Here is an 18,178-nt window from a genome sequence, read left to right as displayed (position 1 = left end):
CGTTCCCTTTAAGCAAACAGCACGGACGCGCCGGCGTCGGCGGCGCCGACCCCGTGTCGCATCCAGCTGAACAGTTCGCGCCCGAAGCCCGGCTTGGACGCCGGGACTGGTGCAGGCGTGCGGGCGAGGAGTTCCGCCTCGTCCACATGGATGAAGAGTTCGCCGGTGTCGGCGTTCATGGTGATCACGTCGCCGTCCTGCACATAGGCCAGCGGGCCGCCCTTGGCGGCTTCCGGCGTCACGTGGATGGCGGCCGGGGTCTTGCCCGAGGCGCCCGACATGCGGCCGTCGGTGACCAGCGCCACCTTGTGGCCGCGGTCCAGCAGCACCGAGATCGACGGCGACAGGTTGTGCAGTTCGGGCATGCCGTTGGCCGACGGGCCCTGGAAGCGCACCACCACCACCACATCACGGTCGAGCTCGCCGCGCTTGAAGGCGGCGATGAAGTCTTCCTGCTCCTGGAACACGGCGGCGGGCGCGGTGATCACGTGGTGCTCGGGCTTCACGGCCGAGATCTTGATCACGCCGCGGCCCAGGTTGCCGGCCAGCAGCTTGAGGCCGCCCTCCTTGCTGAAGGGGTTCTCGACCGGGCGCAGGATGGCCTCGTCCAGCGAGGCTTCCGGGCCTTCGCGCCACTTCAGCTCATCGCCGTCCAGGTAGGGCTCCTGGTGGTAGTTCGACAGGCCGGGGCCGGCGATCGTCAGCACGTCCTCGTGGGCCATGCCGGCCTTCAGCAGCTCGCGCACCACGAAGGCCATGCCGCCGGCGGCCTGGAAGTGGTTCACGTCGGCCGAGCCGTTCGGATAGACCTTGGCCAGCAGCGGCACGGCCTTGGAGATGTCGTCCAGGTCTTCCAGGGTCAGGATGATCCCGGCCGCACGGGCCATGGCGACGATGTGCAGGGCCAGATTGGTCGAGCCGCCGGTGGCCATCAGGCCCACCACGCCGTTGACCACGGCCTTCTCGTCGATGACGCGGCCGACCGGGATCCACTCGTTGCCCTTGTGGGTGACGGCGGCGACGCGGCGGGCGGCTTCCTTGACCAGAGCGCTGCGCAGCGGGGTGTTGGGATGCACGAAGGCCGAGCCCGGCAGGTGCAGGCCCATCAGCTCCATCAGCATCTGGTTGGTGTTGGCCGTACCGTAGAAGGTGCAGGTGCCCGGGCCGTGATAGCTGGCGCTTTCGGCGGCCAGCAGCTCGTCACGGCCGACCTTGCCCTCGGCATAGAGGGCGCGGATGCGGGCCTTTTCCGAGTTCGGCAGGCCCGAGGTCATCGGGCCGGCCGGCACGAACACCGCCGGCAGGTGGCTGAAGGTCAGGGCGCCGATCACCAGGCCCGGCACGATCTTGTCGCAGACGCCCAGGTACATGGCCGCGTCGAAGGCGTCGTGGGTCAGGGCGACGGCCGTGGCCATGGCGATGACGTCGCGCGAGAACAGCGACAGCTCCATGCCCGGACGGCCTTGGGTGACGCCGTCGCACATGGCCGGCACGCCGCCGGCGAACTGGGCCGTGGCCCCGGCCTCGCGGGCGGCCGCCTTGATCAGGGCCGGATACTCTTCCAGCGGCTGGTGAGCCGACAGCATGTCGTTATAGGCCGAGACGATGCCCAGGTTCGGCGCATTGGGGTCCAGCGCCCGCACCTTGTCGGCCGCCGGCGAGGCGGCGAAGGCGTGGGCCCAGTTGGCGCACGACAGCTTGGCGCGGCCCGGCTGGGCCAGGGACGCGGCTTCCATCTGGGCGAGGTAGGCCTCGCGCGTGGGACGGCTGCGCTCGATGATCCGCTGGGTGATCGCGGCGATGACGGGATTGAGGGCCATCAGAACTACTCCGCCCAGAGGATACGGACCGGGGCGCGGTCCTGCTTCAGGATCCTGGCGATCGGCAGGTCGGGATCGACCGGCCCTTCCAGGAGCTCGCGCTTGGCCTGGCCGGTGACCAGCAGCACGATCAGCGACGACTGAATCAACGCCTGGAAGGTCAAGCTGATCCGCGGCAGGTCGGGGGCCGGCTCGCCCTTCGGCGCGGCCACGACCAGACGGTCGGTCTCCGGATCCAGGCCCACGGCCAGGGCCGGGTTGCCCGGGAACAGCGAGGCGAAGTGGCCGTCGGCGCCCACGCCCAGCAGCACCACGCCGAACGGCAGGGCCTGGGCCACGCCTTCCTGCGCCTTGTCGGCCGAGGCCTGCTGGTCGACGCCGTCGAAATAGAGCGGCGCGAAACCGGCCTTGGCGGCCTCGGCCACCAGCAGGTGGCGACGCACCAGGCCCTCATTGCTGCCCGGGTGGTCCGGCGGCACGAACCGGTCGTCGCTGAGGGTGACGGTGACCTTGTCCCAGGGAACGGTCAGGGTCGCCAGGCGGTCATAGACCGGGGCCGGGGTGGTGCCGCCGGTGGCGGCGAAGCCGGCCTTGCCGTGCGTAGCCACGGCCGTGGTCAAGGCGCCGGCGATGGTCGAGGCGGCCGCGTCGTAGAGCGCCTCGCGGGTCGGGAAAACTTCAAGCTTGGGCATGTTGCGGGTACCCTTTTACGACTTCCAGCCGCGGCCTTGCGGCGCGATCAGCGAGGCGGCGCTGGGCGGCCCCCAGGTGCCGGCGGCGTAGGTCGCCGGCTCGATGCCCGCATCGGCCCAGGCCTTGGCCACGCCGTCGACGAACCGCCACGCGGCCTCGACCTCGTCGCGACGGACGAACAGGGTGCGGTCGCCGCGGAACGCGTCCAGCAGCAGCTTTTCGTAGGCGATCCGGCGACGGGCGCCCGGCGCGGCCATGTTCAGCGACAGCGGCAGCGACTGCAGGCGCATGCCCTCTTCCGACAGGCCCGGACGCTTGGTCATCACGCTCAGCGAGATGTCTTCTTCCGGCTGCAGGTCGATGACCAGGCGGTTGGCCTGCATCTCGCCCTGCGTCACCTGGCCGAAGATGTTGTGCGGCACGGGCTTGAACTGCACGACGATCTGGGTGCGGCGGTCGGGCAGGTTCTTGCCGGTGCGCAGGAAGAACGGCACGCCGGCCCAGCGCCAGTTGTCGATGGCCACCTTCATGGCCACGAAGGTCTCGGTCTTGGACGGCTGGCCGACCTCTTCCAGATAGCCCGCGCGCGCGGTGCCCTCGACCACTCCCGCCACGTACTGGCCGCGGACCGTGTCATGCGCCACGTTGTCCTTGGTGAAGGGCCGCAGGGAGCGCAGCACCTTGACCTTCTCGTCGCGGACGGCGTCGGGATCGAAGCCCGACGGGGCCTCCATGGCCACCAGGCACAGCAGTTGCAGCAGGTGGTTCTGCAGCATGTCGCGCAGGGCGCCGTACTCGTCGTAATAGGGCCAGCGGTCGCCGACCTTCTCGGTCTCGGCGATGGTGATCTGGACGTGGTCGATCGACTTGTTGTCCCACAGCGGCTCGAACAGCACGTTGGCGAACCGCAGGGCGGTGAGGTTCTGGACCGTCTCCTTGCCCAGATAGTGGTCGATGCGGAAGATCTGGCTCTCGTCGACCACGGCGCCGACGGCGGCGTTGGTGGCCTTGGAGCTTTCGAGGTCGCGGCCGATCGGCTTTTCCAGCACCAGGCGCGTCGACGGACCGGTCAGGCCGGCGGCCTGCAGGGCCTGGCAGGCGGACGGATAGAGGCTGGGCGAAACCGCGAAGAACACCGTCAGCGAGTCGTGGGCGCCGATCTTGCCGGCCAGGGCCTTGGCCCCCTCTTCCTTGGTGATGTCGACCGAGAGGTAGTCGAGGCGGGCGGCCAGGCGCTCCCAGGCGGCTTCTTCGACATTGGCGCGCTTGCCCAGGTGCTCGCGCACCAGCTTGCGGTAGCCCGCGCCGTCCAGGTCGCCACGCGCGACGCCGAAGATGCGCAGGTCGCGCGGCAGCAGCCGGTCGACTTCCAGGAAATACAGCGACGGCAGAAGCATCCGCAGGGCCAGGTCGCCGGCGCCTCCGAGGAGCACCAGGACGTCGCGGCCCGTCTCACCGTTATCGGCTTTTTTCTTGGTCAATTTCGTCCACCCTATGACAACGTTGTCATGACACGCTCGTTCGTGCTTGGCAAGCACGCGGTCGACCCAGGCCCGTCGCGCCCCCAAAACCCGCCCTACGGCGCGGCCCCTACCTAGGCCCTTTGTCGGCCGGTCGCCATAAGACCAATCGCTTTTCCAAAACGCGTGACAAAGCTTGTCCGGGCCGTCTTTTTCGAGGCATCACCTGCCCATGAGCACGACCCTGCGCCGCGCCGTCGCCGAAGACGCCGAGACCCTGTCCGCCCTCGGGGCGCGCACCTTCACCGAGACCTTCGCGCACCTCTATCCGCCCAAGGACCTGGCGACCTTCCTGGCCTATGCCTACGGCCTGGAGCGCACCCGCGCCGACCTGGCTCATCCGGACAAGGCGACCTGGATCCTGGAGCTGGACGGACAGGCGATCGGCTACGCCCTGGCCGGTCCATGCGACCTGCCCCACCCCGAGGTGCGAGACGGCGACGGCGAGCTGAAGCGAATCTACGTGCTGAAGGACCACCAGGGCGGCGGCCGCGGCTCTCTGCTGCTGAACACCGCCCTGGACTGGCTGGAGAAAGACGGCCCGCGTCCCCTCTGGATCGGCGTCTGGTCCGAGAACCACGGCGCCCAGCGCCTCTACGGCCGCATGGGTTTCGAGAAGGCCGGCGAGTACTTCTTCCCCGTGGGCGAGATCCAGGACCTGGAGTTCATCCTGCGGCGGGGGTGAGGTTGCGGGCGCTCCAAGCTGGCCGCCTCACTATAAAGTCCGCTTTCCTCGCCCTTGTGGCGAGGACCCATGCTTCAGCCTGCTCAGACCTTTCGCGGGGTTCCGCTGTCTGAGACACCGCCGCCATGGACCCTCGCCACAAGGGCGAGGGAAGCGATCCAGGGGGCTATGGAAGCGTAGCGGAAGGCCACGCCCCGCCCCTCAATGCCCCGGACGCGGCTCGAACGAGCGCTTCTCGTCCTTCAGCTCGACGCAGTCCTTGTCGGGCTTTTGGCCGTGCTGGGCCTTGGGCTCCGACTTGGAGAACGCGGAGTTGGTCATCGGCTTCTGGTGCTGGAACATCTTGGTCATCATGGCGGCGCCTCCCGTCTGAACATCACTCTTGCGCGCCTTTGCGGCGCTTCTCGTTGATCCGTCTCAAGCCGCCTCGCACAGCGCATCCAACTGCTGCACGTCGACGACCACGCTGAGCTCCGAAAGCCCTGGATCGCCGATCACCGTGCCCGAGACCGGCAGGGCCTCGGCTGGCGTGCGGGTGGCGGCCACCCGGATCAGGTCTTCGGACTCGGCCAGGCCGTTGGTCGGGTCGAACTCGGTCCAGCCCAGATCCGGCAGGAACACCTCGCACCAGGCGTGGGTCGCGCTCGCGCCCCGGATCCCGCCGTGCGAGGGGCTGTAGATGTAGCCCGTGGCGAACATCGCCGCGTAGCCCAGCCGCCGCAGCGCCTCGACCATCAGCCAGGCGAAGTCGCGGCAGGTGCCCGCCCCGCGCGCCACCGTCAGGGCCGGGCTCTGGGTGCCCTCGGCCGACCGCGCCTGATACTCGAACTGATCGTGGATCGTGGCGTTCAGGCGCAGCAGGAAATCGAGCGCCGGCTCGTCGGGCCGCTCCATCTGCTCGCGCAGCCAGCGCAGCATCACCCGGTCGGCGTCCTCGGTGGCCGGGCGGATGAACGGGTCCAGCACCGCCCGGTCCTCGCGTCCGTAGACGATCGGCGAGACCGTGTGCGGGTCGTCGATCGCCTGGTCGCTCAGCGGCGCTGGAAAGCGGTCGATGACCAGGCTGCTGGTGATGGTCAGGAAATCGGCCTGCCCCTCCGGCTGAAAGGTGCAGACGCAGTTGCCGCTGGCGTCGTAGCTCCAGCGCGTCTGGCCGGGCAGCGAGGTGGCCAGCCTGGCCTCGACGATACGGATGGCGTGGCTGTCGCGCGGCCGGATCAGCAGCCGGTGCGGCCCGAACGCCACCGGGCGCTCGTAAGCGTAGCGGGTCTCATGAGTGATGCCGAGCCGAGCCATGGGGCCACTCTAACCCCCGACTTTCGCGAACGTTCCTCACATGCCGGTGATTCGTGCAGATGCGCTGAACCCTCTCTCTTTGAGAGAGGGAGGGGCCCGCCGCGAAGCGGTGGGAGGGTGAGAGGTTTCACCCTTGGCCGGTAGATCCCAATTCTCGCTTTAAGCCGTCATCCCGGCCGCAGCGAAGCGGAGAGCCGGGACCCAGGGGCCGCCGCTATGCGTCAGCGACCGATTGGGCGCTTGATCGATCCGCCGAGCCCAGTCTCCTGGGTCCCGGATAAGCCCTTCGGGCTTTCCGGGATGACGATAGTGGGAGGTGCTTCGTCCGGCGAGCTTGTTACCTCTCACCCTCCCTCTCTCAGAGAGAGGGGTTTAGCCTCAGGCCGCGAAGCCGGCTTCGGCGAAGGCCAGCATCCGCTCAAGCAGCGACACGACGTCGGCCTCGCTGGTCTGGCCTTCCGACAGCACGTTCAGGCGGTCGAACTCGGCGAAGCGGTTGTTGTGCAGCATCCCCAGGGTGAAGTGCAGCCGCCAGTAGACGTCCTCCGGCGACAGGTCGGGGCGAGCCTTCAGCAGGGCGTCGGAGAAGCGGCGCAGATGCGAGACGTCGGTCTTCAGCACCTGGCGGATCTCGTCGGTGCCCTCGCTGCGGGCGCGGATCAGGAACTGCAGCGAGATGCGGCGTTCGTGGTCCGGGGCCAGCCAGCGCAGCGGCGGGGTCAGCAGGGCGGCCAGGATCTCGCGCACCGGCGGGGCGCCCGCGTTTCGATCGTTGGCCTCGTGCAGCATGCGGGCCCGCTCGCGATTGAGCTCGGCCGTGCGCCGCTTGAAGATCTCGAACAGCAGGGCGTCCTTGGAGCCGAAGTGATAGTTCACCGACGCCAGGTTCACGCCCGCCGCGGCGGTGATGTCGCGCACCGACACGTTCTGGAAGCCGTGCAGGGCGAACAGCCGCTCGGCCGCGGTGAACACCAGGTTCTTGGTGACGGCTTCGGTTTCCTGCGCCTCAGCGTCCTGGCCGGCGGCGATCTCGGTGGTCGAACTCAAGACTTCAATCCCCTTTACCCCTAGGGAACCCTTACAAGCGTTCGAATTTGGCGCAAGCGTCAAGATGCGCCGAGGTCTGAGGAATTTCGTTCAAGACGCAGCGCGGCCACGCCCTCCAGCCTGCGACCAGAGGGCGTTTGACCGGCGGCGCGGCGCGCCCCACAGTGACGCCGTCAGCACCAAGAGGCGCGATGCCCCGGCACGGCGAGACGATCGGCCAGACCCCGGATTGGCTGCCGCACGAGCGGCCGATGATGCCCGGCTCGCCCTCGACGCCGGACTTTCCCCTGCCCTTCCGGATCATCCACGGCCTGATCAGCCTGCTGATCGGGGTCACCGGCTCGCTGGGCACGGCGCTGATCTCGGTCAACCTGCCGGCCATCCAGGGCTCGCTGGGCCTCACCCCCACGCAGGGGGCCTGGCTGACCACGATCTACATCATGACCAACATCTCGATGAACCTCTTGCTGGTGAAGTACCGCCAGCAGTTCGGCATCCGCCGGTTCACCCTGGTGTTCCTCAGCCTCTACACGGTGGCGGCCTTCGCGCACCTGTTCCTCGACAACTATCCGATGGCCCTGGCCCTGCGGGCGATCAGCGGCGTCGGCGCCGCCGCGCTCAGCGCCCTGGCCATGTTCTACATGCTGCAGGCCTTTCCCGCCTCGTTCCGCATGGGGGCGCTGGTGCTGGGGGTCGGCGTCTCGCAGTTGGGCGCGCCGCTGGCCCGGGTGATCTCCACCGGCCTGCTGGATGCGGCCTATTGGCACGGCCTCTACGCCCTTGAGGCGTGCCTGGCCGCAGCCTGCCTGGCCGCCGTGCTGCTGTTTCGCCTGCCGCACGGGGTGCGCATCCACGTCTTCGAGAAGACCGACCTCCTGACCTTCGCCCTGCTGGGCGGCGGCCTTGGCCTGGTTGTCGCCGTCCTGGGCCTTGGCCGCGTCGTCTGGTGGTTCGAGGCCCCTTGGCTCGGCTGGTGTCTCGCCGCGGCCGTCGTGATGATCGCCGTCGCCTCGCTGGTCGAGCACGGCCGCGTCCATCCGCTGATCGACACCCGCTGGGTGGCCACCGGCGCCTTCCTGCGCTTTTGCCTGAACATCGCCCTGGTGCGGCTGATCCTCTCCGAGCAGAGCGTCGGCGCCGCCGGCCTGATGAACGCCCTGGGCCTGGCCGCCGAGCAGCAGCGGCTGCTGTATGGCGTCGTCCTGCTGGCCACCATCGCCGGCGTCGTGGTCAGCGCCACGACCCTGAACCAGAAGACCCTGGCTCCGCAGTTCCTCGGCTCGATCCTGTTGATCGCCGGGGGCGCCTTCCTCGACGCCCGCGCCACGGTGCTGACCGGGCCGGCCAACCTCTATCTCAGCCAGGCCCTGCTGGCCTTCGCCGCCGCCATGTTCCTGGGGCCGGCCTTCATGTTCGGCATCGGCCAGCTGCTGACCCGGGGCCTGGGCTCGATCATCACCTTCTCGGTCATGTTCGGCGTCGCCCAGAACCTGGGCGGCCTGTTCGGCGCCTCGCTGCTGGGCACGCTGCAGACGGTGCGGGCCCAGCACCACGCCGTCTATCTTGCCGAGCACCTCACCGGGTCGGATCCCGCCGTCGCCGCCACCTTGCAGGCCTATGGCGGCGCCTATGCCGCCACCCAGGGCGATCCAGCCTTCCGCGCCGCCGACGGCGTGGCCCTGCTGACCCAGCAACTGGTGCAGCAGGCCAATATCCTGGCCTTCAACGACGTCTTCCGGGTGATCGGGATCATCGCCGTCGCCCAGTTCTTCTACGCCGCCCTGCTGTTCGTGCTGCTGGCCGTGCGCGCCAAGCGCCAAGCCGCCGTCTCCCCGACACCTTCCAAGCCCGCCTCGGAACCCGCATGACCGACGCCGCCGCCCCGCCCCCGCCCGCCAAGCCTTCGGCCCAGCCGCCCCCTCAGCCGGAAGACCGCGCCGCCGCGGCCGCCCCGCCGCCGGCCCGGCCCAAGCCGCCGGGCGTGCGCGCCATCGTGCTGACGGCGGTCATCACCCTGGCCGTGGTGCTGCTGATCCTGTTCCTTTGGAAGCTGCCGCCCTTCGCCGGCTCGGTGCAGCGCACCGACAACGCCTATGTGCGCGGCCAGGTCACCGTTATCGCGCCTCAGCTCAGCGGCTACGTCACCAAGGTGCTGGTGCAGGACTTCCAGACCGTGCGCGCCGGCCAGCCGCTGGTCGAGATCGACCGCCGCATCTACGGCCAGCGCCTCGATCAGGCCCGCGCCACCCTGGCCGCCCGCGAGGCGGATCTGGCCAACTCGACCCAGGCCCAGGCCTCCCGCGAGGCGGCTCTCGCCGCCCGCCACGCCGACATCGGTTCGGCCCAGGCTCAGATGGAGCGCGCCCGCGCCGACATGGCCCGCGTCGCCGACCTCGCCACCGACGGTTCGGTTTCCTTGCGTGAACGCGACCAGGCCCGCGCGGCCCTGCGCGCCGCGGAGGCCCAGGTCGTGGCCGCCCAGGCCGGCCGCGACATCGCCCGCCAGGACGTCCGCTCGGTCGGCGTCTCGCGCCAGGGCCTGGAGGCCGCCGTGGCCGCCGCCCGCGCCGCCTTGCGCCTCGCCGAAATCGACATGGACAACACCTTGGTTCTGGCCCCCGCCGACGGGCAGCTGGGCCAGATCGGCGTGCGCCAGGGCCAGTTCGTCACCGCCGGCGCCCAGCTCGTCTCGCTGGTGCCGCCGCAGCGCTGGATCATCGCCAACTTCAAGGAGCGCCAGGCCGGCCGCATGCGCCCGGGTCAGGCCGCCAGCGTCACGGTCGACGCCCTGGGCGACCGGCGTTTCCACGGCCGCATCGAGCAGATCTCGCCGGCTACCGGCTCGGAGTTCAGCATCCTCCCGGCCCAGAACGCCACCGGCAACTTCACCAAGATCGCCCAGCGCCTGCCGGTGCGCATCGTGCTCGACGCCGGCCAGGCCGACCTTTCCCGCCTGCGCCCCGGCATGTCGGTCGAGGCCCAGGTCGACCTGGCCAAGGCGCCGCGCGAGACGGAGCGCCGCTGATGCGCCCGCCCCTACCCGCGCTGCTGACGACGCTGCTGCTGGCCGCCTGCGCCACGCCCGGCCCTAGGACCGCCCCGCCCGGCGAGGCCGCCGTGAGCCCGCCCGCCGGCTGGCGCGCAGAGTCGCCCGCCGGCCAGGACGCCGTCGCCGCCGACTGGTGGAAGGCCTTCGGCGATCCCCGCCTCTCCGAACTCGTCGCCGCCGCGCTCGTGCGCAACGCCGACCTCGGGATCGCCGAGGCCCGGGTGCGCGAGGCCGAGGGTCTGGCCGCCCAGTCGCGCGCCGCGCTGCTTCCGACGCTGAACGCGGCGGGCGGGGTGCAGAAGCAGCGCGAGCTGTCGGCCTTCGGCACGCCGGCCGAACCTCTGGCCGCCCAGAGCCAGCTTCAGGCCGCCTACGAGGTCGACCTGTGGGGCCGCCTGCGGGCCGGCGACGCCGCCGCCCGCGCCAGCCTGCAATCCAGCCGCTACGGCCGCGACGCCGCGCGTCTGTCGGTCGCCGCCGCCGTCGCCCGCGCCTATGTCTCGCTGACCTCGCTGGACGCCCAGCTGGCGACCGCTCGCGCCACCCTGGTCTCGCGCCAGGAAGCCGCCGATCGCGCCCGACGACGCGCCCAGCGAGGCGTGACCTCCAACCTGGAACTGCGTCAGGCCGAGGGCGAGCTGGAAGCCGCCGCCCAGCGCGTGCCGGCCCTGGAGCTGGCCGTCCGTCGACAGGAGGCGGGGCTCTCCCTCCTGGCCGGCGAGGACGGCGCCGGGCCGATCGTCCGTGGCGGGCTCGACGCCCTGGCCGTGCCGCAGCCGTCCGCGCCCCTGCCCTCGGCCTTGCTGGAGCGCCGCCCCGACATCGCCCAGGCCGAGGCGACGCTCGTCGGCGCCGACGCCAGCCTGGCGGCCGCTCGCGCCGCTTTCCTGCCGCAGGTGAGATTGTCGGCCGCCGCCGGCGGGCTGAAGGTGCTGCACATCGATCCCCTGACCACCTGGAGCCTGGGCGGCAGCGTGCTGGCCCCGATCTTCGACGGCGGACGCCTGCGCGGGGCCTCCGACGCCGCCGCCGCCCGCCGCGACCAGGCCGCCTTCGCCTATCGCAAGGTGGCCCTGACCGCCTTCAACGAGGTCGAGAGCGCGCTTGAGGGCCAGGGGCGGCTGACCGAGCAGGAGGACCATGCCCGCCTGCAACGCGCCGCCGCCGCCCGCACGCTGGACCACGCCCGCAAGCGCTACCAGGCCGGCTATGTCGCCTATCTGGAGGAACTGGACGCCCAGCGCGGCCTGCTGGCCACCGAGCTGGCTCTTTCTCAGGTCCGCGAGGCTCGCCTGCTCAACGCCGTGGCCCTCTATCAGGCCCTGGGCGGCGGCTGGACGACGTCACCGCAGGAGTAGGGATCCAAATCGGCGGCGTACCTGATCCTACGCCGCCCGGACCTCGTCCGGCCGCAGGGTCAGCACCCGCACGCCGTCGCGGGTGACCGCCACCGTGTGCTCGAACTGGGCCGAGAGCCTGCCGTCCATCGTGGTGACGGTCCAGCCGTCGTCCTCGGTCTGCACGCCCCTGCGTCCCTCGTTCAGCATGGGCTCGATCGTGAACACCATGCCCTCGCGCAGCGCCAGACCGGTTCCGGGGCGGCCGTAGTGCAGCACCTGGGGCGCCTCGTGCATCTCGCGGCCGATGCCATGGCCGCAATAGTCCCGCACGATGGAATAGCCCCCGCGCTTGGCGTGCCGCTCGATGGCGTGGCCCACGTCGCCCAGCCTCGCCCCCGGCCGCACGGCGCGGATGCCCTTCCACATCGCCTCATAGGTAGTGCGCACCAGCCGCCTGGCCGGCGCGGCGACCTCGCCCACCAGATAGGTCTTGCTGGAGTCGGCGATGTAGCCGCCCTTCTCCAGCGTGATGTCGAAATTGACGATGTCGCCGTCGGCCAGCACCTCCTGCGCCGAAGGCACGCCGTGGCAGACGACGGCGTTGCGTGAGCTGTTCAGCACGAAGCCGTAGCCGTATTGACCCTTGCTGGCCGGACGTGCGCCCAGCCGCTCGACGATGAACGCCTCGACCAGGTCGTTGACCTCCAGCGTGCTCATGCCCGCCAGCGACAGGCCGTCCAGTTGCGTGAACACCGAGGCCAGCAGGCGCCCGGCCTGGGCCATCAATTCGATCTCGGCCGGTGTCTTGGTCATGGGGCCACGGCCGCCGGATCGGGGGCGTCGACGCCGGCCGCCTTCAGTTCGCGCGCTACAAGTTCCTGGAAGGTCAGGCCCGGGTTCAGCTCGCACAGCATGCCGATCCTGATCCAGAACGCCGCCTGGGCGTTGATCGAGCGATAGGACGCCTTGCTGGCCCGGCGCAGCTGTTCGTGCACCTCGTCCTCGATGTTGACGATGCCCACCGGCCCCCTCACATATACGTTTCGTATATGCTTTATATATCAAAGCATCGAGGCGGCAAGGGCGCCCTCGCCAGGCGCGGGCGGCTGCGACAAGCCACTCCATCGGAAGAAGGTCGGCCGGCTCCAGAGCGCGCCAGCCGAAGTGGAGACGTCTCAGTCCAGGCCCAGCAGCAGCGCCGCCTCGGGGCCGATTCGGTCGCCGCCCGGCTCGACGCCCAACGCCTCGGCGGCGATGACGCGCACGATCGCGCTCAGCACGTCCAGCTTCTCGCCGCCTTCCGCCGCGGCGTAGGCGGGCAGCAGATCGGCGAATCCCAGCAGGCCGGCCACGTCCAGGGCGGCGGCCGCCAATTGCTCTTCGGTCGGAACGATTCCCATAGCGCCGTCAGCCATTGCTCCCTCCCCGATCTCGCTCCGCGCCACGACGCGGGCCCGCTCAAGCGGCGGTGTCGTGAGCCCTACCGTACGCCCGTTCCACGCGACTTGGCTATGGTTCGTGCAAGTGCGCGACGATCCGTCCCAGAGCGCCGGACGCCGCGCCCAGGGACCCTCCCACGTGCGCACCCGCCGGGCCATGTGGCCGTTCGCCGCCGCGACCGTTCGGCGCGGCCCACCTGGGCCAGCCTCGCCAGCCGGCGCGAAACGAAAAAGGCCCGGCGTCGCCGCCGGGCCTCTTCATCGTCTCGTGGTACCACCTCTCGGGCTCGAACCGAGGACCTCTAGATCCACAATCTAGCGCTCTAACCAACTGAGCTAAGGCGGCTCCGCGAGAGGCGTGTTCTTAGTCGGACCCGCCCCCGGGATCAAGCGGCGAAAAGGCGTCTTGCGGGGAAATTTTCACGCCCCGAACAGGCCTTGATGCCGCCGCGCCTTCGCCCGGCGTTGCAGGCAAAGAAAAACGCCCCGGAACCGGAGTTCCGAGGCGTCTTCTTGGGATCGTCCCAGGCCTGGCGCTATTGCGGGACCTGGAAGGTGATCGGCACCGTGATCTCGCCGCCGTCCACCGGAGCCCCGTCGAGGGTCTTCGGCTTCATGCGGAAGAGGCGCGACAGCTTCAGGGCCGCGTCGCCGAAACCGTAGTCGGCCGGAGATTCCGACACGACCGAGCAGTTCTCGAGCGAACCCTTGGCGTTCACCGTGCAACGGATCGTCGCACGACCACCGACTTCCATCCGCTGCGCACGGTCCGGATAGTACCGGGCCATGTCGTCCGCGTTCGGCTTACGCGCCCAGTCGGGACGCGTCACGACCGAAGCGCGGGCCGGCGGAGCCGTCACCGGCGCCGGCGGAGCCGACGAGATGATCGGCGGCGCCGTCTGCTCGACCCGCTCCTTGACGGGCGGGATCGGGAGCGGCGGCGGCGGCGTCACGTCCGGCGGCGGCGCGATCGGCGGCCTCGGCTGCACCACCGCGGGAGGCGGAGGCGGAGCGTTGGTCGGCGGCGGCGGCGGCGGCGGCGGAGGCGGCGGCGGAGGCGGCGGAGGCGGAGGCAGCTCCACATCCACGGCTTCGTCGCTGTACTCCTTCAGCACTGCTTCGAACTTCTGCTTCGCCAGGTAAGCGAAGAGAGCCGCGTGCAGGCCGATCACGATGATCGTCGCGACGCCGAAGGTGCCGATGCCCTTCTTCCGGCGCGGGCCTTCCGAAGTCAGCGGATCGTAGTGGCGATGCTCGGGCGTTTGTTGTTCAGCCATGCATCACCCCTCAGCTGTTCTCATCGCGGCCCACGAGAGCCACGCTGTAGAACCCGTTGTCCTGGAGGGTGTTCATAACCTCCATGAACGAGCCATAGCGCGTCTTTTCGTCAGCACGGATGAAGATGCGCTCCTTCGAAGGGTCGCGTCTGCCGATGTTCTTCGTCAGGTCTTCACCCATCGTGTCAATCGAAGTGCGATCGTCGCCGATGTACAGCTGACCGTTTGACTTGATGGAGATGTAGACCGGTTTCGGCGGGTTAGGCGATGCTTTCGCTACCGCCGGCGGCAGGTTCACTTCGATCGACACGGAGGCCAGCGGGGCCGCCACCATGAAGATGATCAGGAGGACCAGCATGACGTCCACGAAGGGCGTAACGTTGATCTCGCTGTTCTGTTCGACGTTGAACCTGTCGCCGCCGCCGCCCGAAAGTTTGGCGGCCATCGGTCTTACGCCCCCTTGTCGAGCTGACGCGAGATAGCGTTCATCAGTTCAGCAACGAAGCCTTCCGAGCGGGTGCCGTAGGCCGAGATGCGGGTTTGGAAGTAGTTGTAGAAGATAACGGCCGGGATAGCGGCGAACAGACCGATACCGGTGGCGAGCAGGGCTTCAGCGATACCCGGGGCCACGACGGCGAGGTTGGTCGTGTTGGTGTTCGCGATGCTGATGAACGAGGTCATGATGCCGTAAACGGTACCGAACAGACCGATGAACGGACCACCCGAACCGACCGAGGCGAGGAACACCATGCCGCCCGACAGACGCTTGGCGAGCGAGGCTTGCACGGCGTTGATGGCGTAGGTGGCGCGGGCCAGGGTCGAGTCGCGGTGTTCGCCGCCGACTTGCAGGCCGGCTTGACGCGACAGTTCGACTTCTTGGGCGGCCGCGGCGGCCATGTCGGCCAGCGGGTTGCCTTCGAATTCTTCCGACGAGCCGATGCGGGCGATGTCCGAGATCGAACGGGCGCCGCGGAAGGCTTCCAGGAACTGGTCGGTCTGCTTGTTCAGGCTGGCGAACTCGAGGAGCTTGGTGATCAGCAGCACCCACGAGAAGATCGAGGCCAGGATCAGGCCGATCATCACGACCTTAACGACGATGCCGGCGGCCAGGAACATGCCGACCGGGGTCAGCGAGTGCGACTTCATCTTTTCGGTGGCGGCTTCACCGGCGTCCGCGCCTTCGGCGGGAGCGGCGTCAGCGGCCGGGGCCGGGGTTTCAGCAGCCGGGGTGGCGGCCGGAGCGGCGGCTTCGGTGGTGGCCGGCGCGGGAGCGGCGGCGTCCTGAGCGAAGGCCGGGGCGCTCGCCATCAGCGCCATGGCGCCGACGAGAGCGATGAGGGGGGTCTTCCGTTTAATGTCGAGCATCTGTCGCCAGTTCCTGATTGGTCTAGCACGTTTGGACCGAGGGTCGTCGCGCGAGAGCGTCTCCACCCTAACTTGAAAAGCCCGCTTTCCATCCGATCTCTCGGATAGTGGGCGAACCCGCTTCGCTGCGCTCGACCCGTTACGCCCGCCGCGGAAGGCTCATGCCCGCCGTGAAGGATCGTTTCGAAGCGCGAGTGACCGGAGCTCCTCTCGAAGCCCAGGCCTTACCGCAATGTTAGAATTGCGGCATGGGTCCTTTGGCAACCCCTTTTCGCACCGTCAAGGGGGCCGCTTGGGCATAAATTTACGACAGTCACCCCCGATGGACGCCCTTTGCTGCATTGCACAAATGGCAAATCAGGATTTCGGAGCGGTTTTTCCCTATCAAAGGGAATATTGGCGCCGCAGCGCAGCATAGCGACAAAACAGCGATCTTCCGCCGAGTGCGCGCGAGGTGGTCAGATGTCCTCGAAACGAGGCGCCGCAGAATCCCTGCTACCGCTCCCAATTGTCCTCGCAGGACAGAATCCGTCGTCCCGCAGACTTAGCGAAAAGCTTGGGCGGCAAGGCGGCGACGCCCCCTCTCCGGCCGATACGACGGCAGGAGGCGTCGACCACCGATGGTGGGCTGGCATCAAACAGCTTGAGAGGAAAGTGGTGCCTGGGGCCGGAATCGAACCAGCGACACGCGGATTTTCAATCCGCTGCTCTACCAACTGAGCTACCCAGGCCCTTGGGCCTTCGAAGCGGTGAAGGCCGCTTCAGGCCTCGCCCTGCGGCGAGGAGGGGGTCTATAAGAGAGGCCGCTGGGCTTGTCCAGCGGCCTTTTCGACTAATTGTCGAAGTCTGTGGATGGAGGGTTTTCCTCGTCGTCCTGGCCGCCCGGCACGACGTAGCGATCCGACAGCCAGCGCTGCAGGTCGACGTCCGCGCAGCGCTTGGAACAGAACGGACGCGTGGCGTCCTGGGCGGGCTTGCCGCAGATGGGACAGGCGCTGCTCATGCCGGAGACACCTCGATGCGATCGTTGCTCCAGCCGGGCTCGGCCGAGACGGTGAAACGGCGGCCCAGGCGCTCGGCCAGGCCCGCGTCGAGCTCGGCGAAGGCCTCCAGCACGGCGGGCGCGCAGCGAGCGGCCAGGCGACCGCCAGGATCGGCCCGCCCTTCCCGCTCCAGGGCCCGCGCCAGGCGGCGCGCGGCGTAGGGCGCGGTCCAGGCGCCCCTGGCGTCGGCCAGGCGCTCCATCACCGGCCGCGAACGACGCGGCAGGGCCATCTCCAGCGCGCCGAACTTGCTGATCGCCCCGATCGCCACGCCGGGATTGTCGGGCGCAAAAGCGTTGCGGGCCGCCGTGGTCAGGGCCTGGCCGTCATGGCCGCGCCCCACCAGGTCGAACACCACCAGCCCACCGAGCCCCTTCAGGCGCAGCACCCGGGCCGAGACCCCGATCGCCGCCATGTTGGCCTGGCGGGCGGCGCGCTTGGCGTCGCCCTCCCGGCCGCCCAGGTCGACGTCGACCGAGGTCAAGGCCCGGGTGGTCTCGATGGCGACGTCGCCGCCGCCCGGCAGGGCGAAGACGGTCTCCAGAATATCGGCCTCGGCGGCTTCCACCGCCTCCAGGGCGCGCTCGCCCGTGGACGGCGATCCGGCCTTCACATAATGGCGCAGATGCTCCTCGAGCGTCGGGGCGGCGGCCAGCACGCGCGGCTCCCCCTCCCCTTCACCGATGAAACGGGCCACGGCCGACTTGTCGGCGCGCGAGGCGGTGCGGATCTCGATCTCGACCAGGCCGCCCTGCACCAGCTTGGGCATGTCGGGCTTGATCGGCAGTAGCACGTCGGCGCCGCCCGGCAGGGCCACGAAGGCGGCCCCGAAGGCGCGCTCGACGGATTTCACCCGGGCCACGCCGCGCACGCCCTCGGCGTCCAGCGGATCATCGCCCGGCCACTGCACGATCAGCCGCTCGGGCCGGCCGTCCAGGGTGACGACGCCGACGGTCTCGCCGACGCCCCTGTAGAGGTATGCGCGGCGCTCGCTCATGCGGCGGCCTCGCGGCGGGTCCAGCCCTTGCCTTCCAGCATGCACAGCGTCTCGTAAAGCGGCAGGCCGACCACGCTGGGATAGGAGCCCTGAAGGTCGACGATGAAGCCGCCCGCCACGCCCTGCACGCCGTAGCCGCCGGCCTTGCCGCGCCACTGCCCGCTCGCGACATAGGATTCGAATTCACTGTCGGACAGGCGCTTGAACACCACCCGCGTCTCGATCACCCGCGAGCTCAGCGTCCCGTCCGGACCGATCAGCGCAACGCCGGTCAGCACCTTGTGAGCGCGGCCGGTCAGCAGCTTCAGGCAATAACGGACATCGGCCTCGGTCTCGGCCTTGGGCAGGATGCGGCGGCCGACGGCCACCACGGTGTCGGCGGCCAGCACGAAGTCGCCCGGCGAGCGGGCGGCGACGGCGCGCGCCTTCTCCTGCGCCAGGCGCAGGGCATGGCGGCGCGGGGTCTCGTCGCGCAGGGGCGACTCGTCGATGTCGGCGGGATCGACCCGGTCGGGGGTTACGCCGACCTGGGCCAACAGGTCCAAGCGCCGGGGGCTCGCACTGGCCAGGACCAGCGAAGGCTGGGCGACCGTCATGTGCGCGCCCG

General features: G+C 69.5%; 19 protein-coding genes and 2 tRNA genes. 4 read left to right on the top strand and 17 right to left on the bottom strand.

From position 1 onward, the window contains the following. Positions 1 to 8: 8 nt before the first annotated feature. The 3 genes from edd to zwf are packed head-to-tail and all read right to left on the bottom strand — an operon-like array spanning position 9 to position 3,994. Positions 9 to 1,820: a phosphogluconate dehydratase gene (gene edd, locus P7A99_RS17850; protein ID WP_277795109.1), complete on the bottom strand. Its 1,812-nt coding sequence runs from the start codon at positions 1,818 to 1,820 to the stop codon at positions 9 to 11. A 5-nt stretch (positions 1,821 to 1,825) separates the two neighbouring features. Continuing rightward, positions 1,826 to 2,512 (bottom strand): 6-phosphogluconolactonase, encoded by a 687-nt coding sequence (pgl, locus tag P7A99_RS17845; RefSeq protein WP_277795108.1) that lies wholly within the window; start codon positions 2,510 to 2,512, stop codon positions 1,826 to 1,828. 15 nt (positions 2,513 to 2,527) lie between these two features. Then, a complete protein-coding gene (gene zwf / locus P7A99_RS17840; RefSeq protein ID WP_277795107.1) occupies positions 2,528 to 3,994 on the bottom strand; it encodes a glucose-6-phosphate dehydrogenase in 1,467 nt (488 codons plus the stop codon). Between the two features lie 211 nt (positions 3,995 to 4,205). Between zwf and P7A99_RS17835 the strand changes: the two genes are divergently transcribed. Further along, on the top strand, positions 4,206 to 4,718 hold the full coding sequence (locus P7A99_RS17835) for a GNAT family N-acetyltransferase (protein WP_277795106.1): 513 nt from the start codon (positions 4,206 to 4,208) through the stop codon (positions 4,716 to 4,718). A gap of 201 nt (positions 4,719 to 4,919) precedes the next feature. Here the strand turns inward: P7A99_RS17835 and P7A99_RS17830 are convergent, their stop codons facing one another. The 3 genes from P7A99_RS17830 to P7A99_RS17820 all read right to left on the bottom strand — a co-directional run bounded on the left by P7A99_RS17830 (position 4,920) and on the right by P7A99_RS17820 (position 7,061). Further along, complete coding sequence (locus P7A99_RS17830) at positions 4,920 to 5,072, bottom strand: hypothetical protein (RefSeq protein ID WP_277795105.1); 153 nt, start codon at positions 5,070 to 5,072, stop codon at positions 4,920 to 4,922. 63 nt (positions 5,073 to 5,135) lie between these two features. Continuing rightward, positions 5,136 to 6,014, bottom strand: a complete 879-nt coding sequence (locus tag P7A99_RS17825; protein WP_277795104.1) for a transglutaminase family protein — start codon at positions 6,012 to 6,014, stop codon at positions 5,136 to 5,138. 378 nt (positions 6,015 to 6,392) lie between these two features. After that, positions 6,393 to 7,061 (bottom strand): TetR/AcrR family transcriptional regulator, encoded by a 669-nt coding sequence (locus tag P7A99_RS17820; protein ID WP_116568394.1) that lies wholly within the window; start codon positions 7,059 to 7,061, stop codon positions 6,393 to 6,395. A gap of 191 nt (positions 7,062 to 7,252) precedes the next feature. Here P7A99_RS17820 and P7A99_RS17815 point away from each other — a divergent pair, with 191 nt between their 5' ends. From P7A99_RS17815 to P7A99_RS17805, 3 genes are read left to right on the top strand one after another with little or no spacing between them, the layout of a single operon-like run. Beyond that, positions 7,253 to 8,929, top strand: coding sequence for an MFS transporter (locus P7A99_RS17815; RefSeq protein ID WP_277795103.1), 1,677 nt, complete (start codon positions 7,253 to 7,255; stop codon positions 8,927 to 8,929). Then, the gene (locus tag P7A99_RS17810; protein WP_277795102.1) at positions 8,926 to 10,086 is read left to right on the top strand and encodes an HlyD family secretion protein; all 1,161 of its coding nucleotides are present in this window, start codon (positions 8,926 to 8,928) and stop codon (positions 10,084 to 10,086) included. The genes P7A99_RS17815 and P7A99_RS17810 overlap by 4 nt, the downstream gene beginning before the upstream one ends. Beyond that, positions 10,086 to 11,468: an efflux transporter outer membrane subunit gene (locus P7A99_RS17805; RefSeq protein ID WP_277795101.1), complete on the top strand. Its 1,383-nt coding sequence runs from the start codon at positions 10,086 to 10,088 to the stop codon at positions 11,466 to 11,468. Before P7A99_RS17810 ends, P7A99_RS17805 begins: the two co-directional genes overlap by 1 nt. Before the next feature lie 27 nt (positions 11,469 to 11,495). Here the strand turns inward: P7A99_RS17805 and map are convergent, their stop codons facing one another. The 11 genes from map to P7A99_RS17750 form a co-directional block, all read right to left on the bottom strand. Further along, positions 11,496 to 12,263: a type I methionyl aminopeptidase gene (gene map, locus P7A99_RS17800; RefSeq protein ID WP_277795100.1), complete on the bottom strand. Its 768-nt coding sequence runs from the start codon at positions 12,261 to 12,263 to the stop codon at positions 11,496 to 11,498. Further along, on the bottom strand, positions 12,260 to 12,472 hold the full coding sequence (locus P7A99_RS17795; protein WP_277795099.1) for a ParD-like family protein: 213 nt from the start codon (positions 12,470 to 12,472) through the stop codon (positions 12,260 to 12,262). The genes map and P7A99_RS17795 overlap by 4 nt, the downstream gene beginning before the upstream one ends. A gap of 153 nt (positions 12,473 to 12,625) precedes the next feature. Continuing rightward, positions 12,626 to 12,865 (bottom strand): hypothetical protein, encoded by a 240-nt coding sequence (locus P7A99_RS17790; RefSeq protein WP_277795098.1) that lies wholly within the window; start codon positions 12,863 to 12,865, stop codon positions 12,626 to 12,628. Between the two features lie 293 nt (positions 12,866 to 13,158). Then, positions 13,159 to 13,235 (bottom strand) — tRNA-His (locus P7A99_RS17785). A 190-nt stretch (positions 13,236 to 13,425) separates the two neighbouring features. Further along, positions 13,426 to 14,166, bottom strand: a complete 741-nt coding sequence (locus tag P7A99_RS17780) for an energy transducer TonB (protein ID WP_101719485.1) — start codon at positions 14,164 to 14,166, stop codon at positions 13,426 to 13,428. A gap of 10 nt (positions 14,167 to 14,176) precedes the next feature. After that, entirely contained in the window at positions 14,177 to 14,611 is a 435-nt protein-coding gene (locus P7A99_RS17775; RefSeq protein ID WP_058347885.1) for a biopolymer transporter ExbD, read from the bottom strand. 5 nt (positions 14,612 to 14,616) lie between these two features. Further along, positions 14,617 to 15,531, bottom strand: coding sequence for a MotA/TolQ/ExbB proton channel family protein (locus P7A99_RS17770; RefSeq protein WP_116489922.1), 915 nt, complete (start codon positions 15,529 to 15,531; stop codon positions 14,617 to 14,619). A 655-nt stretch (positions 15,532 to 16,186) separates the two neighbouring features. Then, a tRNA-Phe gene (locus P7A99_RS17765) sits at positions 16,187 to 16,262 on the bottom strand. A 101-nt stretch (positions 16,263 to 16,363) separates the two neighbouring features. Then, positions 16,364 to 16,534 carry a DNA gyrase inhibitor YacG gene (gene yacG / locus P7A99_RS17760; RefSeq protein WP_277795097.1) on the bottom strand — a complete coding sequence of 57 codons (171 nt, stop codon included), beginning with the start codon at positions 16,532 to 16,534 and terminating at the stop codon, positions 16,364 to 16,366. Continuing rightward, positions 16,531 to 17,571, bottom strand: coding sequence for a ribonuclease E/G (locus P7A99_RS17755; RefSeq protein ID WP_277795096.1), 1,041 nt, complete (start codon positions 17,569 to 17,571; stop codon positions 16,531 to 16,533). The genes yacG and P7A99_RS17755 overlap by 4 nt, the downstream gene beginning before the upstream one ends. After that, the gene (locus P7A99_RS17750) at positions 17,568 to 18,167 is read right to left on the bottom strand and encodes a Maf family nucleotide pyrophosphatase (RefSeq protein ID WP_277795095.1); all 600 of its coding nucleotides are present in this window, start codon (positions 18,165 to 18,167) and stop codon (positions 17,568 to 17,570) included. Before P7A99_RS17750 ends, P7A99_RS17755 begins: the two co-directional genes overlap by 4 nt. Between the last annotated feature and the right edge of the window lie 11 nt (positions 18,168 to 18,178).

It is taken from the genome of Caulobacter endophyticus, from assembly GCF_029543245.1.
GTDB classification, from domain to species: Bacteria; Pseudomonadota; Alphaproteobacteria; order Caulobacterales; family Caulobacteraceae; genus Caulobacter; species Caulobacter endophyticus_A.
Note: the sequence above shows the minus strand (reverse complement) of the source record. Positions and strands in the feature narration are given on the sequence as shown.